General features: G+C 69.8%; 20 protein-coding genes and 1 pseudogene. 16 read left to right on the top strand and 5 right to left on the bottom strand.

Features of this window, described 5'->3' with window-relative positions; all coding sequences use genetic code 11:
- Positions 1-7: 7 nt before the first annotated feature.
- The 3 genes from rpoN (at position 8) to ptsN (ending at position 2798) form a co-directional block, all read left to right on the top strand.
- Positions 8-1585, top strand: coding sequence for an RNA polymerase factor sigma-54 (gene rpoN, locus ABAZ39_RS15190; protein ID WP_040133871.1), 1578 nt, complete (start codon positions 8-10; stop codon positions 1583-1585).
- Positions 1586-1708: 123 nt separating this feature from the next.
- Positions 1709-2305 carry a ribosome hibernation-promoting factor, HPF/YfiA family gene (gene hpf / locus ABAZ39_RS15185; RefSeq protein ID WP_040133870.1) on the top strand — a complete coding sequence of 199 codons (597 nt, stop codon included), beginning with the start codon at positions 1709-1711 and terminating at the stop codon, positions 2303-2305.
- Positions 2306-2339: 34 nt separating this feature from the next.
- A complete protein-coding gene (gene ptsN, locus ABAZ39_RS15180) occupies positions 2340-2798 on the top strand; it encodes a PTS IIA-like nitrogen regulatory protein PtsN (RefSeq protein WP_014198055.1) in 459 nt (152 codons plus the stop codon).
- A gap of 156 nt (positions 2799-2954) precedes the next feature.
- On the opposite strand, the gene ubiG is transcribed toward ptsN, so the two are convergent.
- A complete protein-coding gene (ubiG, locus tag ABAZ39_RS15175; protein ID WP_040133869.1) occupies positions 2955-3716 on the bottom strand; it encodes a bifunctional 2-polyprenyl-6-hydroxyphenol methylase/3-demethylubiquinol 3-O-methyltransferase UbiG in 762 nt (253 codons plus the stop codon).
- A 156-nt stretch (positions 3717-3872) separates the two neighbouring features.
- On the opposite strand from ubiG, the gene ABAZ39_RS15170 reads away from it, so the two are divergent.
- From ABAZ39_RS15170 to prfA, 7 genes are all read left to right on the top strand, one after another.
- The gene (locus tag ABAZ39_RS15170) at positions 3873-5108 is read left to right on the top strand and encodes an aspartate kinase (protein ID WP_040133868.1); all 1236 of its coding nucleotides are present in this window, start codon (positions 3873-3875) and stop codon (positions 5106-5108) included.
- A gap of 25 nt (positions 5109-5133) precedes the next feature.
- On the top strand, positions 5134-6240 hold the full coding sequence (locus ABAZ39_RS15165; RefSeq protein ID WP_040133867.1) for an NAD(P)H-dependent flavin oxidoreductase: 1107 nt from the start codon (positions 5134-5136) through the stop codon (positions 6238-6240).
- A gap of 1 nt (position 6241) precedes the next feature.
- A complete protein-coding gene (gene ptsP / locus ABAZ39_RS15160; RefSeq protein ID WP_040133866.1) occupies positions 6242-8542 on the top strand; it encodes a phosphoenolpyruvate--protein phosphotransferase in 2301 nt (766 codons plus the stop codon).
- Between the two features lie 217 nt (positions 8543-8759).
- A complete protein-coding gene (locus tag ABAZ39_RS37525) occupies positions 8760-10085 on the top strand; it encodes a helix-turn-helix domain-containing protein (RefSeq protein WP_282184648.1) in 1326 nt (441 codons plus the stop codon).
- Between the two features lie 133 nt (positions 10086-10218).
- Complete coding sequence (gene ispG / locus ABAZ39_RS15150) at positions 10219-11385, top strand: flavodoxin-dependent (E)-4-hydroxy-3-methylbut-2-enyl-diphosphate synthase (protein WP_040133865.1); 1167 nt, start codon at positions 10219-10221, stop codon at positions 11383-11385.
- 113 nt (positions 11386-11498) lie between these two features.
- Entirely contained in the window at positions 11499-12824 is a 1326-nt protein-coding gene (gene hemA, locus ABAZ39_RS15145) for a glutamyl-tRNA reductase (protein ID WP_040133864.1), read from the top strand.
- A complete protein-coding gene (prfA, locus tag ABAZ39_RS15140) occupies positions 12799-13872 on the top strand; it encodes a peptide chain release factor 1 (protein ID WP_040133863.1) in 1074 nt (357 codons plus the stop codon). Before hemA ends, prfA begins: the two co-directional genes overlap by 26 nt.
- 10 nt (positions 13873-13882) lie before the next feature.
- Here prfA and ABAZ39_RS37715 read toward each other — a convergent pair.
- Positions 13883-14265 (bottom strand): annotated as a pseudogene (locus ABAZ39_RS37715) (endonuclease domain-containing protein).
- A gap of 119 nt (positions 14266-14384) precedes the next feature.
- Between ABAZ39_RS37715 and prmC the strand changes: the two are divergent.
- Together prmC and ABAZ39_RS15125 are read left to right on the top strand one after the other, a co-directional pair.
- Positions 14385-15239, top strand: a complete 855-nt coding sequence (prmC, locus tag ABAZ39_RS15130; RefSeq protein WP_040133862.1) for a peptide chain release factor N(5)-glutamine methyltransferase — start codon at positions 14385-14387, stop codon at positions 15237-15239.
- A gap of 287 nt (positions 15240-15526) precedes the next feature.
- A complete protein-coding gene (locus ABAZ39_RS15125; protein WP_040133861.1) occupies positions 15527-15967 on the top strand; it encodes a DUF4167 domain-containing protein in 441 nt (146 codons plus the stop codon).
- 94 nt (positions 15968-16061) lie between these two features.
- Here ABAZ39_RS15125 and ABAZ39_RS15120 read toward each other — a convergent pair whose 3' ends face one another.
- Complete coding sequence (locus tag ABAZ39_RS15120) at positions 16062-16856, bottom strand: MOSC domain-containing protein (protein WP_040133860.1); 795 nt, start codon at positions 16854-16856, stop codon at positions 16062-16064.
- A 57-nt stretch (positions 16857-16913) separates the two neighbouring features.
- Positions 16914-17456, bottom strand: a complete 543-nt coding sequence (locus tag ABAZ39_RS15115; RefSeq protein WP_051658142.1) for an NUDIX domain-containing protein — start codon at positions 17454-17456, stop codon at positions 16914-16916.
- A 238-nt stretch (positions 17457-17694) separates the two neighbouring features.
- Here ABAZ39_RS15115 and clpB point away from each other — a divergent pair, with 238 nt between their 5' ends.
- Positions 17695-20325: an ATP-dependent chaperone ClpB gene (gene clpB / locus ABAZ39_RS15110; RefSeq protein ID WP_040133859.1), complete on the top strand. Its 2631-nt coding sequence runs from the start codon at positions 17695-17697 to the stop codon at positions 20323-20325.
- A 54-nt stretch (positions 20326-20379) separates the two neighbouring features.
- Here clpB and trhA read toward each other — a convergent pair whose 3' ends face one another.
- Positions 20380-21039, bottom strand: coding sequence for a PAQR family membrane homeostasis protein TrhA (trhA, locus tag ABAZ39_RS15105; RefSeq protein ID WP_040133858.1), 660 nt, complete (start codon positions 21037-21039; stop codon positions 20380-20382).
- A 213-nt stretch (positions 21040-21252) separates the two neighbouring features.
- Here trhA and ABAZ39_RS15100 point away from each other — a divergent pair, with 213 nt between their 5' ends.
- From ABAZ39_RS15100 to ABAZ39_RS15090, 3 genes are all read left to right on the top strand, one after another.
- Positions 21253-21981: an AzlC family ABC transporter permease gene (locus tag ABAZ39_RS15100; RefSeq protein ID WP_040133857.1), complete on the top strand. Its 729-nt coding sequence runs from the start codon at positions 21253-21255 to the stop codon at positions 21979-21981.
- Between the two features lie 11 nt (positions 21982-21992).
- Positions 21993-22316: an AzlD domain-containing protein gene (locus ABAZ39_RS15095; RefSeq protein ID WP_103040714.1), complete on the top strand. Its 324-nt coding sequence runs from the start codon at positions 21993-21995 to the stop codon at positions 22314-22316.
- A 121-nt stretch (positions 22317-22437) separates the two neighbouring features.
- Positions 22438-22899 carry an SH3 domain-containing protein gene (locus ABAZ39_RS15090; RefSeq protein WP_040133855.1) on the top strand — a complete coding sequence of 154 codons (462 nt, stop codon included), beginning with the start codon at positions 22438-22440 and terminating at the stop codon, positions 22897-22899.
- The last annotated feature ends 17 nt before the right edge of the window (positions 22900-22916 follow it).

Here is a 22916-nt window from a genome sequence, read left to right as displayed (position 1 = left end):
CCTGCCCATGGCGCTCAGCCAACGCCTCGATCTTCGTCAGACCCAGTCCCTGGTGATGACTCCGCAGCTGCAGCAGGCCATCAAGCTGCTGCAGCTGTCGAACATCGAACTGTCGGACTTCGTGGACCGCGAGATCGAGCAGAACCCCCTGCTGGAGCGCGACGGCGGCCCCGGCGAGGGCGGCGGCGAGTCCGGGGGCGACGGTGCCGGTGACGGCGGGGGCGAGCCCGGAGCGGTGGACCTCGCCGCGCCGGAGGAGCGCCAGCCGCCGATGACCGACGGGCGCACCCGCGACACGGTGGAGATGACATCGTCGGAGACGATGGGGTCGGCCTCCGATGCGCCGCTCGACACCGATTTCGAGAATGTCTATTCCGACGACCGTTTCTCCGATGGGACGGACGGCTCCAGCGACGTCTACGGCTCCTGGCAGGAGCGCGGCGGGCGCGGCGGCTTCGAGGACGACGAGTCCAACCTGGAAGCCACGCTGACCGGCCAAAAGAGCCTGCGCGACCATCTGACCGAGCAGCTGAAGATCGACCTGCCGGACCTCGGCGACCAGCTCATCGGTCTGGCGCTGATCGACATGCTGGACGAGGCCGGCTGGATCACCGGGCTGGAGGTCGAGAGCCTCGCGGGGCAGCTCGGCTGCGCGCCGGAGCGGGTGGAGCGGGTGCTCGCCGCCTGCCAGCGCTTCGACCCGCCGGGCATCTTCGCGCGGTCGCTGAAGGAATGTCTGGCGATCCAGCTGCGCGAGAAGAACCGCTTCGACCCGGCGATGGAAGCCCTGCTCGACCATCTGGAGCTGCTGGCGGCGCGCAACCTGCCGGCGCTGATGAAGGTTTGCGGGGTGGACGCCGAGGACGTCGCCGACATGGTGGCGGAGATCCGCAAGCTGAACCCCAAGCCGGCGCTCAGCTTCGACCACACGCCCGCCCAGCTCGTCACCCCCGACATCCTGATGCGCGCCAACCCCGGCGGCGGCTGGCTGATCGACCTGAACCCGGACACTTTGCCGCGGGTGCTGGTCAACCACCGCTATTTCGCGCGCATTTCCGGCACCGCCCGCAACAAGGCGGACAAGGAATACATCACCGAGCGCTTCCAGTCGGCGAACTGGCTGGTCAAGTCGCTGCACCAGCGCGCCACCACGATTTTGAAGGTGGCCAGCGAGATCATCCGGCAGCAGGACGCCTTTTTCATCCACGGCGTCTCGCATCTGAAGCCGCTGATCCTGCGCGACATCGCCGAGGCGATCGGCATGCACGAGAGCACGGTCAGCCGTGTCACAACCAACAAGTTCATGGCGACGCCGCGCGGCGTGTTCGAGTTGAAGTATTTCTTCACCTCCGCCATCCAGGGGGCCGACGGGCAGGCGGCCCACTCGGCGGAAGCCGTGCGTTACCGCATCAAGGCGATGATCGACGCCGAGAAGCCGGACGACGTGCTGTCGGACGATAAAATCGTCGAAATCCTTCGTGGTGAAGGGATCGACATTGCGCGCCGGACGGTCGCGAAGTATCGTGAAGCGATGCGCATTCCGTCATCGGTGCAGCGACGCCGTGCCAAGATGTCACGCATGTAACCGGGCCGGGAGGGGGCCGTCCTTGATTGACAGCCCATACCGCCGTCACTATGGTCCCCGTCCGCACGTGGCGGCCTTCCGTCGTCCTATGTCTATCGCGGACCAGATTGGAAACATCCCAAAATGCAACTGACCGTCAAAGGCAAGCAGCTTGACGTTGGCGACGCTCTGCGCAGCCATGTCGCGGACAGCCTGAACACCATCGTCGGCAAGTATTTCAACAAGCCGATCGAGGCCAACGTCGTCCTGACGCGCGAAGCGCATCTGTTCAAGGCCGACATCCAGGTGCACGTCGGTCGTGGGATCGTCCTTCAGAGCGCGTCTGACGCCACCGAGCCGTATCCCGCCTTCGACACCGCGTGCGAGAAGCTGGCCAAGCGCCTGCGCCGCTACAAGCGCCGCCTGCGCGACCACCACAGCGTCGAAGCCCCCGTGCAGGAAGCCTTCCCGGCCCGCTACCAGATCCTGGAAGCGGAGAAGGACGAGGCCCATGTGGAGAGCGAAGAGGCCGCTGCCGAGGAGGCGCAGCCCATCGTGATCGCCGAGATGGAAACCAACATCGCGACCCTGGCGGTCAGCGAGGCGGTGATGCGCATGGAACTCGCCGACGCTCCGGCGCTGATGTTCCGCAACGGCGCCCATGGCCGCCTGAACCTGGTCTACCGCCGCGCCGATGGCAACATCGGTTGGGTGGACCCGGCGGAGAAGGCCGGCGCCTAAGTCCGGTCTCTGTTCCAACCACACCCATAGCGTCATGCTCGATCTCATCACGCCGCACGCCATTCTCCCGAACCTGAAGGCCGGCAGCAAAAAGCAGGCCCTGCAGGACTTGGCGCGCAAGGCGTCCGAGCTGACCGGCCAGCACGAACGGGCGATCTTCGACGTCCTTCTGGAGCGCGAGCGGTTGGGCACCACCGGCGTGGGGCATGGCATCGCCATCCCCCACGGCAAGCTGCCCAACCTCGACCGTGTCCACGGCGTCTTCGCCCGGCTGGAGCGGCCCATCGACTTCGATGCGATCGATGAGCAACCGGTCGATCTGATTTTCCTGCTGTTGGCTCCGGATCATGCCGGCGCCGACCATCTGAAGGCGTTGGCCCGTGTGTCGCGCCTGCTGCGCGACCAATCGATGTGCGAGAAGCTGCGCGGTTCGGACTCGGCGGACGCGATCTACGCGCTGCTGACCCAGCACGAAGCCAGCCACGCGGCGTAAGGCGCGTTTCCTTGCGAACATGAAAACGGGGCGAACATGAAAACGGGAGAGCCGTCGGCTCTCCCGTTTTCGTTTTCCGGCACCCGGCGCCGTCTTTCCAGACTGCGGCGGCGAAGCGTACGTATGTACGTCCGTACGCCTCGCCGCCCTGTACGCTCAGGCCCGCTCCGCCCAGCCCATGTAGTTCACCTCGAGATCGCGCGGATTCAGCCGGAACTCGTCGGACAGCGGGTTGTAGGTGATGCCGGTCAGGTCGCGGATCGCCAGCCCCTCCGCGCGCAGGGCGGCGGCCAGCTCGCCGGGGCGCAGGAACTGGCGCCAGTTGTGGGTGCCGCGGGGCAGCCAGCGCAGGATGTACTCCGCCCCGACGATGGCCAGCGCGAAGGACTTCGGCGTGCGGTTCAGCGTCGCCAGGAACAGCGCGCCGCCCGGCGCCGTCAGCGCCGCGCAGGACTTCACGAACAGCGGCACGTCGGCGACATGCTCGATCACCTCCATCGCCAGCACGGCGTCGAAGCGCTCGCCGCTGGCCGCCAGGGCCTCGGCGGTGGTGGCGCGGTAATCGACGGGGGTGCCGGTCTCCGCGGCGTGGGCGGCGGCGGTGCGGACGTTGCGCTCGGCCGCGTCCACGCCGACCACGGTGGCGCCCATGCGGGCCATCGGCTCCGACAGCAGGCCGCCGCCGCAGCCGATGTCGACGATGCGCAGGCCCTTCAGCGGCTCGGCCGCCAGCGGGTCGCGGCCGAAGCGGCGGCACAGCGTGTCGCGGATGTAGGCCAGCCGCAGCGGGTTCAGCCGGTGCAGGGGCCGGAACTTGCCGGTGGGGTCCCACCATTCCGCGGCGATGGCCGAAAAGCGGGCGATGTCCTGGGGGTCGACAGTGCCTGCGGTGCCTGCGGTTCCGGCGGTCGCGGTCATGAAAGAAATCCCGTATGCTTGGATTGCGAGAACAATTGCGGGGCGAACTTGCCTCGCTGTGAGCGACAGAGTATGGATACGCCGCCCCGCGCCGGCAACGGTAGAGCGGGGGCGCGGACTGCCGGCTTTTTTGCCGGCCCAGACATGGTGTGAGGTATGGCGCGGATCGTCCTCAAGTTCGGCGGCACGTCGGTCGGCGACATCGACCGCATCAAGAACGTGGCCCGAAAGGTCGAGCAGGAAGTCAAGGCGGGGCATCAGGTCGCCGTCGTCGTGTCGGCGATGTCCGGCGTGACCAACCAGCTCGTGAAATACTGCAACGACATCGACAAGCTGCACGACGCGCGCGAGTACGACGCCATCGTCGCTTCGGGCGAGCAGGTGACCTCCGGTCTCCTCGCCATCGCGCTGCAGTCGCTCGGCATCCAGGCGCGGTCCTGGCTCGGCTGGCAGATTCCGATCTACAGCGACGAGACGCACGGCAAGGCGCGCATCGTGTCGATCGACACGGCGGAGCTGGACAAGCGGATGAACACCGGCGAGGTCGCCGTGGTCGCCGGCTTCCAGGGCGTGACCGAAAGCGGCCGCATCACCACGCTGGGCCGCGGCGGCTCCGACACCTCGGCGGTCGCCCTCGCGGCGGCGCTGAAGGCCGACCGCTGCGACATCTACACCGATGTGGACGGCGTCTACACCACCGACCCGCGCATCGTCACCAAGGCGCGCAAGCTCTCCAAGATCACCTACGAGGAGATGCTGGAGCTGGCGTCGCAGGGGGCGAAGGTCCTGCAGACCCGCTCGGTCGAGATGGCGATGAACCACCGCGTGCGCGTGCAGGTTCTGTCGAGCTTCGAGGAGGCCGCCGGCAGCGCGCTTCCCGGTACCCTTGTTGTTGACGAGGACGAGATCGTGGAAAAGGAAGTTGTGAGCGGCATCGCCTACAGCCGCGACGAGGCGAAGATCACCCTCATCGGCGTCGCCGACCGTCCGGGCGTGGCGGCCAGCATCTTCGGTCCGCTGACCGACGCCGCCGTCAATGTCGACATGATCGTCCAGAACGTGTCGGAAGACGGCAAGTCCACCGACATGACCTTCACGGTCGGCAAGGCCGACATCGCCCGCGCCGTCAAGGTGCTGGAGGACGCCCAGGCCGAGCTGAACTACAAGCGCATCGTCTCCGACGCCAACGTGGTGAAGGTGTCGGTGATCGGCGTCGGCATGCGCAGCCACGCCGGCGTCGCGCAGCGCATGTTCAAGGCGCTGGCCGACAAGGGCATCAACATCCAGGTCATCTCCACCTCCGAGATCAAGATCTCCGTCCTGATCGCCGAGGAGTATGCGGAGCTGGCGCTGCGCGCGCTGCACACCGCCTACGGGCTGGACGCGGCCTGAGCCGGGTGAAGGGGGAGGGGCGGCGATGACCGACGCCAGGTCCGACGCGGTCGCAGGCGCCCGACTCGACCGGCTGTGGGAGCGTGGCTGCGCCTTCCTCGGCACGCGCACCGCCATCATGGGCGGTGCGATGAGCTGGGTGTCGGAGCGCCATCTCGTCTCCGCCATCTCCAACGCCGGGGGCTTCGGCGTGCTGGCCTGCGGCTCGATGCCGCCGGACCTGCTGGCGGCGGAGATCGCCGCCACGCGGGCGCTGACGGCGAAGCCCTTCGGCGTCAACCTCATCAACATGCACCCGGACCTAGATCGTCTGATCGACGTCTGCCGGGAGCTGGCGGTGAGCCATGTGGTGATCGCCGGGGGCTTCCCCAGCGGCGCCACCATCAAGCGCATCAAGGACGGCGGCGCCCGCGCCATGGCCTTCGCCCCGACGCTGGTCAGCGGCCGGCGGATGGTCAAGATCGGCATCGACGCCCTGGTGATCGAGGGCACGGAGGCCGGCGGCCACATCGGCCCCGTCTCCACCACCGTCCTGGCGCAGGAGATCCTGCCCGACCTGCGCGAGGTCCCGGTCTTCGTGGCCGGCGGCATCGGGCGCGGCGAGGCCATCCTGTCCTATCTGGAGCAGGGGGCGGCGGGCGTGCAGATCGGCACCCGCTTCGTCTGCGCCACCGAATCCATCGCGCACCAGCGCTTCAAGCAGGTCTTCATCAAGGCCTCGGCGCGCGACGCCCAGGCGTCGGTGCAGATCGACCCGCGCTTCCCGGTGATCCCGGTGCGGGCGCTGGCCAACGCCGGGTCGAAGCGGTTCATGGAGCTTCAGCGCGAGGTCATCGCTCGGGTCGACCGTGGCGAGACGACGCGCGACGCGGGCATCCTGGAGATCGAGCATTTCTGGGCCGGCGCGCTGCGCCGCGCGGTGATCGACGGCGACGTGGAGAGCGGTTCGCTGATGGCCGGGCAGAGCGTCGGGCTGGTCACGCGCGAGCAGCCGGTGGCCGAGATCATCGGCGACCTGATCGTCCAGGCCGAAGCGGCGCTGGCCGCCCGCTGGCCATCGTCCTCGGACCGATCGCCCGAAGAAGGCGAGCAGCCGGTCATTGGTCAATCGGCGATCCTGGGGGCGGCATGAGATGAACGGCGTCGTGGGCGACATCCCCGCCGGTTCGCCGGGCTTCGACGGCGCCGCCTCGCGCCGCCTGCTGGCGCGGCTGCGCGACGTCATGGCGGGCTCCGGCTCCGGCCAGGAGCGGCTGGACAAGATCGTCACCCTAATCGGCATGGAGATGGGGGCGGACGTCTGCTCCTGCTACGTCATGCGGGCGGGCGAGGTGCTGGAGCTGTTCTCCACGCTCGGCCTGAACCAGGACGCCGTGCACAACACCCGCCTGCGCGTGGGCGAGGGCATCGTCGGCGACATCGCCGGCCACGCGCGGCCCATCGCGCTGGACAACGCGCCGTCGCACCCCAGCTTCGCCTACCGCCCGGAAACCGGGGAGGACCCCTTCCTGTCGCTGGCCGGCGTGCCGATCCTGCGCGGCGGCAAGGTCCGCGGCGTCCTGGTCATCCAGCACAAGGACCGCCGCCGCTACACCGAGGTCGAGGTCGAGACGCTCCAGACCATCGCCATGGTGGTGGCCGAGCTGGTCGCCCAGGGCGAGCTGGTCAACCCGCAGGAGGTCGCCTCCACCGGCGATCCGGCGCTGCTGCCGGCGCGCCTGTCGGGCACCTCGCTGACCGGCGGTCTGGCGATGGGGCTGGCGGTGATCCACCGCCCGCAGCTGACCATCCGCCAGATGGTGTCCGAGGACACGGAGAGCGAGCTGGCGCGCCTGAACGCCGCCATCGCCACCATGCACAGCGCCATCGACGACCTGCTGAACGCGGCGGCACTGGCGGGCTTGAGCGAGCCCAAGGACATTTTGGAAACCTACCGCATGTTCGCGGAGGACCGCGGGTGGCTGTCGCGCATCCGCGAGGCGATCCGCATGGGGCTGACGGCGGAAGGCGCGGTGCAGCAGGTGCAGAACGACACCCGCGCCCGCATGAGCCACTTGACCGACCCCTACATCCGCGAGCGGCTGCTCGATCTGGAGGACCTGACCAACCGGCTGCTCCAGCACCTCGCCGGGCGTAAGTCGGAGGCCGACGGCGGCACGCTGCCTGAGGACATCGTCCTGGTCGCGCGGTCCATGGGGCCGGCGGAGCTTCTCGACTACGACCAGCGCCGCCTGCGCGGCGTGATTCTTGAGGAAGGCTCGCCGTCCAGCCACGTCTGCATCGTGGCCCGCGCTCTGAACATCCCGGTGGTGCAGGCGCCCGACGCGCTGAACCGGATCGAGCCGCTGGACCCGGTGATCGTCGACGGCGACCACGGGCAGGCCTTCGTCCGCCCGGCGGAGGACATCCAGATGGCCTTCGTGGAGGCCGTGGCCCTGCGCGTCCGCAAGGAGGAGATGTACGAGAAGATCCGTGCGCTGCCCTCCGTCACCCGGGACGGCGTGCCGATCTCCATCCAGCTGAATTGCGGCCTGCTGATCGACCTGCCGCACCTGAAGGCCAGCGGGGCGGAGGGCGTCGGCCTCTACCGCACCGAAATCCCCTTCATGGTGCGCTCCACCTACCCGGACGTCCACGCGCAGACCGACCTCTATTCCCGCATCCTCGACCAGACCGACGACAAGCCGGTGGTGTTCCGCACGCTCGACGTCGGCGGCGACAAGATGCTGCCCTACATCGCAGCCAGCGAGGGGGAGGAGAATCCGGCGCTCGGCTGGCGGGCCATCCGCATCGGGCTGGACCACCCGTCGCTGCTGCGCCAGCAGCTGCGCGCCCTGCTGCGGGCGTCCGCCGGGCGTCCGCTGTCGGTGATGTTCCCGATGATCGCCGAGGTGGCGGAGTTCGACGCCGCCCGCCGCCTGCTCGATCTGGAGATCAACCGGCTGAAGGTTCAGGGCGGCGAGTTGCCCAGCCGTGTGCGCGTCGGCACGATGATCGAGGTGCCGGCGCTGCTCTGGCAGTTGCCGGCGCTGCTGCCGCGGGTGGATTTCCTGTCGGTCGGCTCCAACGACCTGACCCAGTACATCTTCGCCAGCGACCGCGGCAACCCGCGCACCTCCGGCCGCTACGACCCGCTGTCGCCGGCCATGCTCAGCCTGCTGCGGCGGCTGGTCGAGGCCTGCGGCGACGCCAACGTCCCGGTCAGCATCTGCGGCGAGATGGCCGGCCGGCCGCTCGACGCCATGGCGCTGATCGGCATCGGCTTCCGCACCCTGTCGATGTCGCCGCCCTCGGTCGGGCCGGTGAAGACGATGCTGCGCTCGCTCGACGTGGCGGTGCTGCGCCAATACATGAACGGGCTGTATCTGCGCGGCGACCACAGCCTGCGCGACAAGCTGCGCAGCTTCGCCAAGGACCACGGCGTCATCATCTGAGGTCGCGCCCAAAGTCACGTTCAAGGCCGCTTCGTCCACCCTGGAGCCATATCCGGCGCTGGAGCCCGCTGCGGCGGCGTTTTGTTACAGCGGTTTGGACGAAGGGCGTATACAAGATGGCAGGATCACGGTCGTTCCCGGTTGCGCCGCTCCCGCGGCTGGCGTACCCATGCCGGGGGTGCGACCACAAGTCATCCGAGGCGACGGTACGGTTGAGATGATGGGCAAGCGCAAGGTTTTCGGCTCCTACGACCCCACGCAGGACGGCCCGGCGCAGACCGGCCCCAGCGTGTCCGACACCCTGCGCGAGACGCGCGAGAGCCTCGGCTACGACCTGCGCGAGGTCGCGACGATGCTGCGCATCCGCTACCCCTACCTGCAGGCCATCGAGGCGGGCCGGTTCGAAGATCTGCCGGGCACCACCTACGCCGCCGGCTTCCTGCGCTCCTACGCGGAATGCCTGGGGCTTGACCCGGACACCATCCTCACCCGCTACAAGGACGAGGCGGCGGGCCGCACGCGCAGCCAGCAGCTCTATTTCCCGACTCCGGTGCCGGAAGGCCGCATCCCCGGCGGCACGGTCCTGCTCGGCACGATGGTGCTGGCCGGCATCGTCTATGGCGGCTGGTACTATCTGTCGGCGACCGACCGCTCGATGGTCGATCTGGTCCCGACCCTGCCCGACCGGCTGGTCTCGCTGCTCGACACGCTGCCCTTCAACGCCAGCCAGACTGGTGGCGGGCAAACCGCGTCGGTGCCGGCCCCCGCCGAAACGCCCGCCGCCCCGGCGTCCGTCCCGACCGTGATGGCGGAGGCTCCGTCCACTCCGGCGGTTTCCCCGGTGGCCGCTCCGCCCGCGGCCGGTGGAGCGTCCACGGCGGTGCCTGCTCCGTCGGCGACTCCCGTTCCGGCAGCACCGGCTCCCGCCGCTCCGGCTCCGGCCGCCCAGGCCCCTGCGACGGTGGCTCCGGCGAAGCCCACCCCAGCCCCTGCGGCGGTGGTCGCCCAGCCGGCGCCGGCCGCTCCCGCCAAGCCGACCGCTTCCACGGCGGCTCCGGCTCCCGCTCCGTCCGCCGCGCCGTCGGCCATGGTGAACGTCCCGCCGCCCCCGGCCGAGGACGACGAGTCCGAAGGCGCCGCGCAGGAGCCGACCCCGCTCACCCCCGCCGCTCCGGCCATCGCCAGCCTGCCGCCCGCGGCCCCGACGGCACCGCCGCCCGCCGTGGACGGGGCGCTGCCGTCGAAGGTCTACGGCACGCAGAACGCGGCCTCGCGCATCCAGTTGCGCGCCACGCAGGACAGCTGGATCCAGGTGCGCGACAACAGCGGCGAGATCATCTTCACCCGCGTGCTGAAGCCGGGCGACGTCTACCGCGTGCCCGACCGCTCCGGCATCCGCGTGCGCACCGGCAACGCCGGCGGACTGGTCGTGGTCACCGACGGGGTGGACGGCGCGCCGATGGGCGCGGTCGGGCAGGTGCTGCGGGACGTGTCGCTGGACCAGCACGCCCCGACCCTGCGCGGCGCCGCCCCCGCCCATTGAGGACGGGCCGCCAAAGACAAGCCGGCGACGGCTTTTTCCCTTGAATCCGGCGCGGCGGACCGCACTTCAGGCGTAACGCCGGCTGCGCTATAAGACCGCGCCGGACCCGATTCATGCCCCGAGGCCACAGCCCATGAGCAGCGTGCGCGCCTACCGCCAGATCCTTCGCCGCAAGTCCCGCCAGATCCGGGTGGGCAACGTGCTCGTCGGCGGCGACGCGCCGATCTCGGTGCAGACGATGACCAACACGCCGACCGCCGACGTGGCGGCGACGGTGGCGCAGATCCAGGCGGCGGAACGGGTGGGCGCCGACATCGTGCGCGTCTCCTGCCCCGACCAGGAATCGGCGCTGGCCCTGAAGCAGATCGTGCCGCAGGTCTCGGTGCCGATCGTCGCGGACATCCATTTCCACTACAAGCGCGCCATCGAGGCGGCGCAGAGCGGGGCGGCCTGCCTGCGCATCAACCCCGGCAACATCGGCTCGGCGGAGCGGGTGCGCGAGGTGGTGAAGGCGGCCAAGGACTACGGCTGCTCCATGCGCATCGGCGTCAACGCCGGCTCTCTGGAGCAGGACCTGCTGGAGAAGTACGGCGAGCCCTGCCCGGAGGCGCTGGTCGAGAGCGCCCTGAACCACGCCAAGATCCTGGAGGACCATGACTTCACCGAGTTCAAGATCTCGGTGAAGGCGTCCGACGTGTTCCTGGCCGTCGCCGCCTACCAGGGGCTGGCCGAGGCCTGCGACTATCCGCTGCACATCGGCATCACCGAGGCCGGCGGCCTGCGCGCCGGGACGGTGAAGTCGTCCATCGGGCTGGGCATGCTGCTGTGGTCGGGCATCGGCGATACCATCCGCGTCTCCCTGTCGGCGGAGCCGGCGGAGGAGGTCCAGGTCGGCTACGAGATGCTGAAGTCGCTGGGCCTGCGGCGGCGCGGCGTCACGGTCATCTCCTGTCCGAGCTGCGCGCGGCAGAACTTCAACGTCATCAAGACGGTGGAGACGCTGGAAGCGCGGCTGGCCCACATCACCACGCCGCTGACCCTGTCGGTCATCGGCTGCGTGGTCAACGGCCCCGGCGAGGCGCGCGAGACCGACATCGGCCTGACCGGCGGCGGCAACAACACCCATCAGGTCTATCTGTCCGGCGTCACCGACCACCGGCTGAAGGACCAGAACATCGTCGACCACCTCGTCGGGCTGGTCGAGAAGAAGGCCGCCGAGATTGAGGCTGCCAAGATCGAGGCGGGCAAGATCGAGGCGGGCAAGGCGGCGGAGAAAGCGGCGGAAAACGCCGCCGAATGACGGAACCGGCGCGGGCGGAAATTGAGTTAAGGACGCTCCGTGCCATCCGTGCTTAAATCCGCGGCAATCCCGTCATCCTTGTCGGCCGTGCCGCGGCCTGGGCCAGAGTCAGAGTGACCGCTTCCTACTTCGTCATCGGCGCCAGCCATCGGTCCTGCTCCGGCGCGATCCGCGACCGTCTGACGACGGAGGAGGCGGAGGTGCCGGCGATGCTGGAGCGGCTGAGCGCCGCCGGCATCGCCCAGGCGATGTGGCTCAGCACCTGCGACCGGGTCGAGGTCCAGGCGGTGCACGAGCGCCCGAACGAGGCCGCTCTCACCATCGCCGGGATCATGGCGGAGCGAGTGGGCTTGAGCGAGCCCGACCTCGCCGGGCAGCTCTACACCCTGACCGGGCCGGCGGCGGTGCGTCACGTCTTCGCCGTCGCCTGCTCGCTCGACAGCCAGATCGTCGGCGAGCCGCACATCCTGGGGCAGGTCAAGGCCGCCCACCGCCACGCCGCCGCCGCCGGCCTGTCCGGGCCGGAGCTGGAGGGGCTTCTCCAGGCCGCCTACGGCGCTGCCAAGCGGGTGCGCCGCGAGACGCCGATCGCCGAGGGCGCCACCTCGCTGGTCGCCGCCGCGGTCCAGGTGGCGCGCGACCTGCACGGCGACCTGAGGCGCTGCACCGGCCTGCTGATGGGGCTGGGCGACATGGGCGCCCTGGTGCTGGAGGGCCTGCGCGAGGCGGGACTCGGCCGGCTGATCGTCGCCGCCCCGGTGGACCGCCGGGCCGAAGCGGCGGCGCGGCGGATGGACAGCCACTTCGCGCCCTGGGCCGATCTCGATTCGGCGCTGACCAGCGCGGATATCGTGGTGACCGCGGCGGGTCTGGGGCGCTATATCCTCTCCGCACCGCAGTTGGGGGCGGCGTTGAAGCGCCGCCGCCGGCGCCCGGTGTTCGTGGTGGACGCGGCGATCCCCGCCGACGTCGATCCGGACGTCGCCGGGCTGGACGAGGCCTTCGTCTACGATCTCGCCGATCTGGAGCGCGTGGCGCTGCAGGGGCGGGTGGGGCGCGAGGCGGCAACCCAGGCGGCCTGGACCATCGTGGACGAAGCCCTGGCGGCCTTTGCCCGCCACCGGGCCGAGCGCGCCGCGGTGCCCGCCGTGGCGGCGCTGCGGACGCATTTCGAGACGGAGCGGCGGCGCCTGCTGGACGAGCAACGGGGGCTGGACGCGGCGTCGGCGACGCGGCTGCTGGTCAACCGGCTGCTGCACGGCCCGTCGGAGGCGCTGCGCGCCATGGCGGCGGACCCGGGCGGGGCCGGGCTGGCGGAGCGGGCGGCGGCGGAACGGCTGCTGTTCCGGCTGTTCCGGCTGGACGAGCCCGCCGGCAACGGCGCCGGAAGCGATTTGAATAAGGACGAGCGACGTGAGCCTGGACGAGAAGTTCAATAGGGTCGTGGCCCGCCATGACGAGCTGCGGGACGCGATGGCGGCGGGGACGGTGGACCCGGCGGACTTCGCCCGGCTGTCGAAGGAATACGCCGACCTGACCCCGGTGGCCGAGGCCATCGCCGAGCTGAAGAAGGCGAAGGCGGAGGCCGCGGACTTGGCGGGCATGATCGCCGACCCGGCGGGCGACGCCGACATGAAGGCGCTGGCCGAGGAGGAGTTTGCCGACCTCACCCGCCGCATCCCCGCCCTGGAGCGCCGGGTGCAGATTTCCCTGCTGCCCAAGGACGAGGCGGACGAGAAGAACGCCATCCTGGAGGTGCGCGCCGGCACCGGCGGCGACGAGGCGGCCCTGTTCGCCGCGGAACTGTTCGAGATGTACCGCCGCTACGCCGGGCTTCAGGGCTGGCGGTTCGAGACGATGCAGGTCAGCGAGACCGGCATCGGCGGCTACAAGGAGGCCATCGCCAACATCACCGGCCGCAACGTCTTCGCCCGGCTGAAGTTCGAATCGGGCGTCCACCGCGTGCAGCGCGTCCCGGCGACCGAGACGCAGGGGCGCATCCACACCTCCGCCGCCACCGTCGCGGTGCTGCCCGAGGCGGAGGAGGTGGACATCCACATCGACGAGAAGGACCTGCGCATCGACGTGTTCCGCTCCAGCGGCCCCGGCGGCCAGTCGGTGAACACGACGGACAGCGCGGTGCGCATCACCCACCTGCCGACCGGCCTCGTCGTCAGCCAGCAGGACGAGAAGAGCCAGCACAAGAACAAGGCCAAGGCCCTGAAGGTGCTGCGCGCCCGCCTCTACGAGCGGGAGCGCGCCGAGAAGGACAAGGCCCGCGCCGCCGACCGCAAGAGCCAGGTGGGCTCCGGCGACCGCTCGGAGCGCATCCGCACCTACAACTTTCCGCAAGGGCGGGTGACCGACCACCGCATCAACCTGACGCTCTACAAGATCGAGAAGGTGATGGCCGGCGAGGCGCTGGACGAGCTGATCGACGCGCTGACGGCCGAAGACGAGGCGGCGCGGCTGTCGGAGCTGCAATAGGGCGGGTTATCTATTCCCCCTCCACCGCCAACGGCGGGGGAGGGTCGGGGAGGGGGCCGAGCGCGTCGCCGATCATGCGGGCCACGCCTTCCGCGTTGTTCAGCACGTCGTTGTTCCAGAAGCGCAGGACCCGCCAGCCGTGATGCCGCAGATGCTCGTCCCGGGTGGAGTCGTAGGCGGGTCGGCGTGCTGGCCGCCGTCCGCCTCCACCACCAGCCGCGCTTCGACGCAGGCGAAATCGGCGATGTAGGGAGGGATCGGGTGCTGACGCCGGAAGTACCATCCACCAATCTGGCGCCGCCGCAGGATGGACCACAGCTTGCGCTCCGCGTCGGTCGGGACATGGCGCATGGTTCGGGCGCGGTCGCGCGTGTCTTCCTTAATGCGGGGCATGGCGGGCAACCTCCTGCCCCCTCCCTAACCCTCCCCCGCTGCGCGGTGGAGGGGACAAAGCGACGCAGCGTTCAATCTCCCTCCCCCGCCCAGCGGGGGAGGGTCGGGGTGGGGGAACCATGACCATCACGCTTCAGCAACTCCGCCGCACCGCCGAGGCCCGCCTGCGCGAGGCCGGGGTGGACACCCCTGACCTCGACGCGCGCCTGCTCGTCGAGCACGCGCTGGGCCTCACCCGCCACGACCTGTTCACCCGGGCCAACGACACCGTGCCCGAACCGGACGCCGCGCGCCTCCTTGCCCTGGTCGAGCGGCGGGCGGCGCGGGAACCGGTGGGGCGCATCCTTGGCCATCGCGAGTTCTGGACGATCGACCTTGCCCTCAACCCCGACACCCTGGAACCCCGGCCCGACACCGAGACGCTGGTCGAGGCGGTGCTGAAGGCGCTGCCGGACCGGAGCGCCCCGCTGCGGCTGCTCGATCTCGGCACCGGCACCGGCTGCATCCTGCTCGCCCTGCTGGCGGAGTTGCCCAACGCCACCGGCCTCGGCGTCGACCTCAGCCCCGGCGCGGTGGCCGCCGCCACCGAGAACGCGGCGCGCAACGGGCTGGCGGAGCGGGCGCGCTTCCAGACCGGCAACTGGGGCGCCGGGCTGGCCGAGCGGTTCGCCGTTGTCGTCTCCAACCCGCCCTACATCCCCAGCGCCGACATCGCCGCGCTCGATCCGGAGGTGCGGGAGCACGACCCGCTGCGTGCGTTGGACGGCGGCGCCGATGGGCTGGACGCTTACCGGATCATCGCCGCGCAAACGCCGGATTTGCTGCAGCCGGGCGGTCTGGCCGGGCTGGAGGTCGGGCAGGGGCAGGCGGCGGACGTGGCGGGGCTGCTGGCCGTGGCGGGGCTGGAGCCGGCGGGCGTCTTCCGGGATCTGGGCGGCGTGGAACGCTGCGTCCTGGGGTGGAAGCGGTCGTGATTTCGCCCCATCCCCCCAAAAAAAAGGTTGGATTGACGCGCGGTCCCCAGTAGGGTGCAAGGACGACGATGGCCCGGGGACGATCATCCCAGGGCGTACCCATGGCCTCCGGAAACCCCGCGCGGTTGGGCGGACGTCCGAGAAGGCAGACCGGTTGATCGGTTGGGCGCGTCGATTTGATCCCTGCGACCCATCCGCGGTTGGTTCCGCGGCGGGCCCGGCGACCGGATGGTCAGCCAGGGCGTTTGCGGGATTGCACTTCTCTTACATGGGGCCATAAGAGCCAAATGAGACAAGGACCGAACTCCAGGCGCTCGCGCGGTCGTGGCAACGGCGGCGGTGGTGGCGGAGGTGGCGGCGGCGGAGGTGGCGGTGGCAACCGCCGGCAGAACGTTCCGCTGCGTCACCAGACCTTCGACAGCAATGGTCCGGACGTGCGCATCCGCGGCAACGCGTGGCAGGTCCATGAAAAGTATCTGGCGCTAGCCCGTGACGCCTCTTCGTCCGGCGACCGCGTCCAGGCGGAAAACTACCTTCAGCATGCGGAACACTATTTCCGCATCATCAACCAGATCCAGGAATCCGAGAACCGCCAGCGCGGCAACGTCGGCGCCGCGGGCCTCGGCCCGCAGCCCAGCCTGGGCGGTTCGACGGATGACGAGGACGGCGGCGAGATGGGCGACGAGTCCGAGACGGCCGCCGACGAACGCACCCCGATGAGCGCCTGACCGTCCGTTTGATGACCGTCGGTCCTGAGGTCGGGGAGTTCCGGCTTCAGGACCGATGGGTTTCAGGCCTGACGGGTTTCAGGATCGCGTTTTTTCAGGCCGGCAGGTCGTCGGCCAGCGCCACCGGGTCGCCCACCGCGATCCGGCCGCCATGCACCACCCGGGCATAGACGCCGCACTGCGTGTGGTCGTAACCGCGCTCCAGAATGGGAAGCGTGTTGAGGTCGCGGGCACCGGTCGCCGGGTTGACCTCGCTGGAGGGCCGGCAATCCTTGTGGTCGCAGATGCGCAGGGTGACCTCGCCGACGGTCAGCAGCGCGCCGATCCACTGGCGTTCCACCCAGGGCTCCAGCCCGTCGATCATCAGGTTGGCGCGGAAGCGCCGCGGATCGACCGGCTGCTTGGCCACCCGCTCCTCCAGATCGCGCACGCTGGCGAGATTGAGGATGGAGACCGCGGCCTCCTCGCGGTCGGTGAAGGAGACGCCGCCGCCCTGCGCCGGATTCCTTGCCTCGGCCAGCTTGGGCAGGCCGGGAGCGGCGCCGGCCAGATAGGCGGCGAAGAACTGCTCCACCAGCATCCGGCCCATCGGTTGGTCCAGACGCCCGCGCGACACCTGCTTGCCGCCGCGCCGGATGATCAGCGACTGGGTGGCCTCGTCGAACTCGGAATCGAGCAGCGCCAGCTTCTCGTTCCGGTCGAGCGTGAAGAAATCCTCGTTCGGTCGCCAGCCCTCGACATCCGGGGTCAGGGCGGCCGGGCCGTGCAGCAGGCCGAAGCGCCGGTCAAAGGGAATGGGTTGGCCGGTGACGAGGTCAACGGCGGGAAGATCCTGGCCGCTCAGCCCCTTCACGGGGTAGCGGCGTATGGCGGCGACGGTCGCGGGCATTGCATCGCACAATGGTGGGACCGGTTCGCTTCTGTCAACCGTCGCAATCGAAAACCGTCACCAGCGCTCGGCCAAAGGCTCCCGACCCTGGAACTCGGCGATTCGCCGCCGCGTCGCGGGGGAGGTGTCCTCCGGCAGCCGGTCCAGCGGGAAGAAGCGCGCCTCCAGGATCTCCACCCCGTCGGCCTGGAGCGTTCCCGACCATCCGCGCGCGACGAAGACCGCCACATGGTCGCTCGCCCCGTGCCGGAAGCGGGCGTAGACGCCGAAGGGCTGCGGGCCGCTCTCCACGGTCAACCCGACCTCCTCACGCACCTCGCGCTTCATGGCCTCCACCAGGGACTCCCCTTTTCCGACTCCGCCGCCCGGAAAATGCCAGCCGCCGACGTAGCTGTGGCGGATCAGCAGGACCGAGGCCGCCCCGCCCCCAGGGTCCGAGTCGTCAAGGATGATCCCCCGCACCCCCATGGTCAGCGGGCGCGCCACCCAATGCCACATGTTGCGGCCGTGCCAGGCCAGCCGCATCAGGGGGGTGGTCAGGGCGGGCCGCAGGGTCGTGGGCGCGGGGTTGCGCGGGGTGCTGGTGGGCGTCGCCGTCATGAAAAAAGCATTCCGTGGCTTTGAATGAAAACCCTAGCCCCTTCCGGCGGGCCGCGGAAAGCCACCCTTTCGGCGCGGGTCCGACAAAAGCAATAACCACGCGTACCGGGGGGTCTTGCATACGGATGGGCCTCTCCCACATCTACGGCGACGCATGCATCCTTGCGGATCGCACTGGTAACGTGGATCGGACTGACCGGGCTGCCTCGCGGACGGTCGGCGATGAAGGGAGCACAACATGGACTTCGAAAAATACACCGAGCGCAGCCGTGGCTTCGTGCAGGCGGCGCAGACCCTGGCCCTGCGGCGCGGTCATCAGCGGCTGACGCCGGAACATCTGCTGAAGACCCTTCTGGACGACAAGGAAGGCCTGGCCGCCAACCTGATCCGGGCGGCCGGCGGTGACCCCGCCCTGGCGCTGTCGGGCGTGGACGCCGAGCTGGACAAGCAGCCCAAGGTGGAAGGTGCCGGGGCCGGGCAGGTGTATCTGACGCCGGAACTGTCCCGCGTGTTCGAGCAGGCCGAGACGGTCGCCAAGAAGGCCGGCGACAGCTACGTCACGGCGGAGCGCATCCTGCTGGCGCTCGCCATGGCCGACGGCACGCCGTCCGCCGCCGTGCTGAAGCGCGCGGGCGTGACCCCGCAGGCGCTGAACACCGCGATCAACGAGGTGCGCAAGGGCCGCACCGCCGACACCGCCAGCGCCGAGCAGGGCTACGACGCGCTGAAGAAGTACGCCCGCGACCTGACCGAGTCGGCGCGCGAGGGCAAGCTCGACCCCGTCATCGGGCGCGACGAGGAAATCCGCCGCACCATCCAGGTGCTGGCGCGGCGCACCAAGAACAACCCCGTCCTGATCGGCGAGCCGGGCGTCGGCAAGACCGCCATCGTCGAGGGCCTTGCCCAGCGCATCGTCAAGGGCGACGTGCCGGAAGGGCTGAAGAACAAGAAGCTGCTGTCGCTCGACCTCGCCGGCATGGTGGCCGGCGCCAAGTACCGCGGCGAGTTCGAGGAGCGGCTGAAGGCCGTGCTCCAGGAGATCCAGGCGGCGGCGGGCGAGATCATCGTCTTCATCGACGAGCTGCACACGCTGGTCGGCGCCGGCAAGGCGGACGGCGCCATGGACGCCTCCAACATGCTGAAGCCGGCGCTGGCGCGCGGCGAGCTGCACTGCGTCGGCGCGACCACCCTGGACGAGTACCGCAAGCACATCGAGAAGGACGCGGCGCTGGCGCGGCGCTTCCAGCCCGTCTTCGTGCCGGAGCCGACGGTGGAGGATACCATCTCCATCCTGCGCGGCCTGAAGGAGCGCTACGAGGTGCACCACGGCGTGCGCATCACCGATGCGGCCATCGTGTCGGCGGCGACCCTGTCGAACCGCTACATCACCGACCGCTTCCTGCCCGACAAGGCCATCGACCTGATCGACGAGGCGGCGAGCCGCCTGCGCATGGCCGTGGACAGCAAGCCGGAGAACATCGACGAGTTGGACCGCCGCATCATCCAGCTCAAGATCGAGCGGGAGGCGCTGAAGCGCGAGTCCGACGACGCCTCGCGCGCCCGGCTCGCCAATCTGGAAGGCGAGCTGGCCGATCTGGAGCAGGAATCCGCCGAGCTGACCGCCAAGTGGCAGGCCGAGAAGGACCAGCTCCAGGGCGCCCAGAAGATCAAGGAGGACCTGGAGAAGGCCCGCACCGAGCTGGAGCAGGCCCAGCGCGACGGCAATTGGGGACGGGCCGGCGAGCTGGCCTACGGCGTCATCCCCGACCTGGAGAAGCGTCTGAAGGAGGCGGAGGCCCACGCCGCCAACCGCATGCTGAACGAGGAGGTGCGCGACAGCGACATCGCCGCCGTGGTCAGCCGCTGGACCGGCGTGCCGGTCGACAAGATGCTGGCCGGCGAGCGGGAGAAGCTGCTGGCGATGGAGACCCGCCTGAAGACCCGCGTGATCGGCCAGGACGAGGCCATCGTGGCGGTCTCCAACGCCGTCCGCCGCGCCCGCGCCGGCCTGCAGGACCCCAACCGGCCGATCGGCTCCTTCCTGTTCCTCGGCCCGACCGGCGTCGGCAAGACGGAGCTGACCAAAGCGTTGGCCGAGTTCCTGTTCGACGACGAGACGGCGATGGTCCGGCTCGACATGTCGGAATACATGGAGAAGCACTCGGTCGCCCGCATGATCGGCGCGCCTCCGGGCTATGTCGGCTATGAGGAGGGAGGGGCGCTGACCGAGGCGGTGCGCCGCCGGCCCTATCAGGTCGTGCTGTTCGACGAGGTCGAGAAGGCCCACCCGGACGTCTTCAACGTGCTGCTCCAAGTGCTCGACGACGGGCGCCTGACCGACGGGCAGGGGCGGACGGTGGATTTCCGCAACGTGGTCATCATCATGACTTCGAACCTCGGCTCCGAGGTGCTGGCGGCCCAGCCGGAAGGCCAGGACAGCGGCGCCGTGCGCGACGAAGTGATGGAGGTGGTGCGCGCCCACTTCCGGCCGGAGTTCCTGAACCGGCTGGACGAGATCCTGCTGTTCCACCGCCTGGACCGCAGCCACATGGGCGGGATCGTGACGATCCAGCTCGGCCGGCTGGTCCGCATGCTGGCCGATCGCGACATCACGCTGGAGGTGGACGAGGCGGCGACGCAGTGGCTGGCCGAGGCCGGCTACGACCCGGTCTACGGCGCGCGCCCGCTGAAGCGGGTGATCCAGCGGGAGCTTCAGAATCCGCTGGCCACCATGATCCTGGAGGGCCGCGTCGCCGACGGCCAGACGGTCAAGGTGGGGGCGGAAGGCGGCGAGCTGACCATCAACGGCCTGCCCGTCTCCGCCCAGGTGCGCAGCGCGGCGACGCAGCCGGTGACGACGGTTCATTGATGGCCGTGCATTGACGGTCATCGGCGAGGGGCCTGTCGCGAGGCCCTTCGTTCGTCACGTCACCGCAAACTCCCGAGCCACCGCGGCGAAGTGGCAGGAGGCCGCGACGATGACCAGCGCGTGCCAGACCGGGATGTTGTAGGGCAGGCGGTCCAGCGTGTGGATGAAGGCCCCCACCGTGTAGACCACCCCGCCGACCGCCAGCAGAAGCAGCGTCGTCGGCGACAGCGACCGCCACAGCGGTTCGGCCACCGACAGGATGGCCCAGCCGAGCCCGAGATAGAGCACGAAGCCCAGCCGTTCGTACCGCCAGGAGGCGAACAGCTTCAGGGCCACCCCGCCCAGCGCCACCACCCACACCGCGACGCCCAGCGGGATTCCCGCGGCGCCGTCCAGACGGTTCAAGGTGAAGGGGGTGTAGCTGCCGGCGATCATCACATAGATCATCGCGTGGTCGACCCGCCGCAGCACCGCCTTGCGCCGCCCCGGCGGGGACATGTTGTAGGCGGCCGACGCGCTCAGCATGCCGACCAGCCCGGCGCCGTAGGCCGCCAGCGACACCATCTCGGTCGCGGAGGCATGGCCCGCTGTCACAGCCAGCAGCCAGGATGCGCCGATCAGGCCGGCGATCACGCCGATGGCGTGGATGACCGCGTCCGCCGCACGCTCCCCCGCCGTGTAAACGGGAAACTCGAAGCAGGAATCGGGTTTCATGGGACCAGCCTGCCGGAAAGGCGGGCGGATGGAAAGCCCTCCCCCCGGCATTCCCGTCCCCATCGGAATCGGTACCCCCTCGCAAGGGTGAGCGGAGACGGTCGGACTTGTCTCCCGGACAATAAAAGGCGGGCGGCGCGCCCGTCGCAGCGCTATGGTCCGCAGCCCGACACGGTTCTAGGGACCGGTCAGACAAGACGCTTCAGAACGATCATGACCAGACGATCCAGCTTCGCTGCCGGCGCCCGCGACACCCTGCCGATGGTCATCGGTGCGGCGCCCTTCGGGGTGATCTTCGGCACGCTGGTGGCCGCCGGGCCGCTGGCGGCGTGGCAGGGGCAGCTCATGTCCCTGTCGGTCTATGCGGGGTCCAGCCAGTTCATCGCGCTGGGTCTGGTGGCCGGGCACGCCGGGCTGGCGGTGATCTGGCTGACCACCCTCATCGTGAACCTGCGCCACGCCCTCTACGCCGCCACACTGCTGCCGCACGTCGCGCATCTGCCGGCGCGCTGGCGCTGGACGCTGGGCTTCTTCCTGACGGACGAGACCTTCGCGGTGATGGCCGGCTATTACGCCCGGCACCCGCGGGCGCCGCTCGGGCACTGGTACTTCCTGGGCTCCTGCCTGTCAATGTACGCGAACTGGCAGTTCTGGACCCTGGTCGGCCTGCTGTTCGGCGCGGCCTTCCCGCAGCTCCAGTCGCTGGGGCTCGACTTCGCCATGGTCGCCACCTTCATCGCCATCGTCGTGCCGCAGCTCGCCAGCCTGCCCAACTTCGCGGCGGCGGTGGCGGCGGGGGGCGTGGCCTATCTGGGGCAGGAGGTGCCCTACAAGCTGGGGCTGATGGCCGCCGTGGTGGCCGGCGTCGCCGTCGGGATGGCCCTGCAGCGCTGGCGCTCCGGCGGGCTGGAGGCCGGACGGCGGGAGGAGGAAGCGGCATGACCGGGACCGTCCTGACCAACACCGTCATGATCCTGGGCATGGCGGCGGTCACCGTCTTCGTGAAGGCGGCGCTGTTCGTGCTGGGCGACCGGGTGGTCTTCCCACCGCTGCTGAAGCAGGCGCTGGGCTTCGTCCCGGTGACGGTGCTGACCGCCATCATCGTGCCGATGATCCTGTCGCCGAGCGGCGAGGGGCTGGAGCTGACCTGGACGAACCCGCAGCTGGTCGGCGCGCTGGCCGCCGTGCTGGCCTGCGTGGTGACGGGCAAGCAGCTTCTCACCATCGCCGTGGCGCTGGGCGTCTTCTTTACTTGGCAGCTGGGCGTTCTCGCCTAAGGGCGGTTGCCACTTTCCTGCCACAAACAGTGCATAGCCGTTCTGCCGCGGCGCGGTGGCGCGGGTGGGGGCGCATCCTGTATGGTCGCCCGATCGAAAGGGCTACCCAACCGAGTCCGTGATGACCAGACGTCTGCGCCTCGTTCCCGTCTCCCTCGCCGTGGCCTGCGCGGTGATGCTGACCGCCTGCCAGACGGGCGAGCGGACCAACCGCGCGCCCGTGGTGCAGGGGACCGCCAGCGCCTCCCCGGCCGGACTCGACACCGTTTCCGGCGAGTGGGAAACCGACAAGACCACCGCGCTGCGGTCGCAGCCGAGCAACGGCGCGCCCATCGTCGCGACCTTCCCGCCCGGCCAGCCTTTGAAGGTTCTGGGCCGTGCCCGCGGCACCGACTGGGTGGCGGTGCAGGCGGTGGGGTCGACCGCCTATGTGCGGATGCATCTGCTGCGCCTGCGCGGCAGCGCGCCCATCCAGACCGCCCGGGGCACGACGACCACCGTCGCCAAGCCGGAGGACAACGCCGGCCCCTCGATCAAGGCCGCCCCGCGCCGCAAGATCGAGGCGACGCCGATCGCGAACTGAGGCGGGGGGACCGCTTG

Origin of the sequence: Azospirillum argentinense (assembly GCF_000632475.1) — a bacterium.
Classification (GTDB): Bacteria; Pseudomonadota; Alphaproteobacteria; order Azospirillales; family Azospirillaceae; genus Azospirillum; species Azospirillum baldaniorum.
This window is presented reverse-complemented; position numbering and strand designations above follow the sequence as displayed.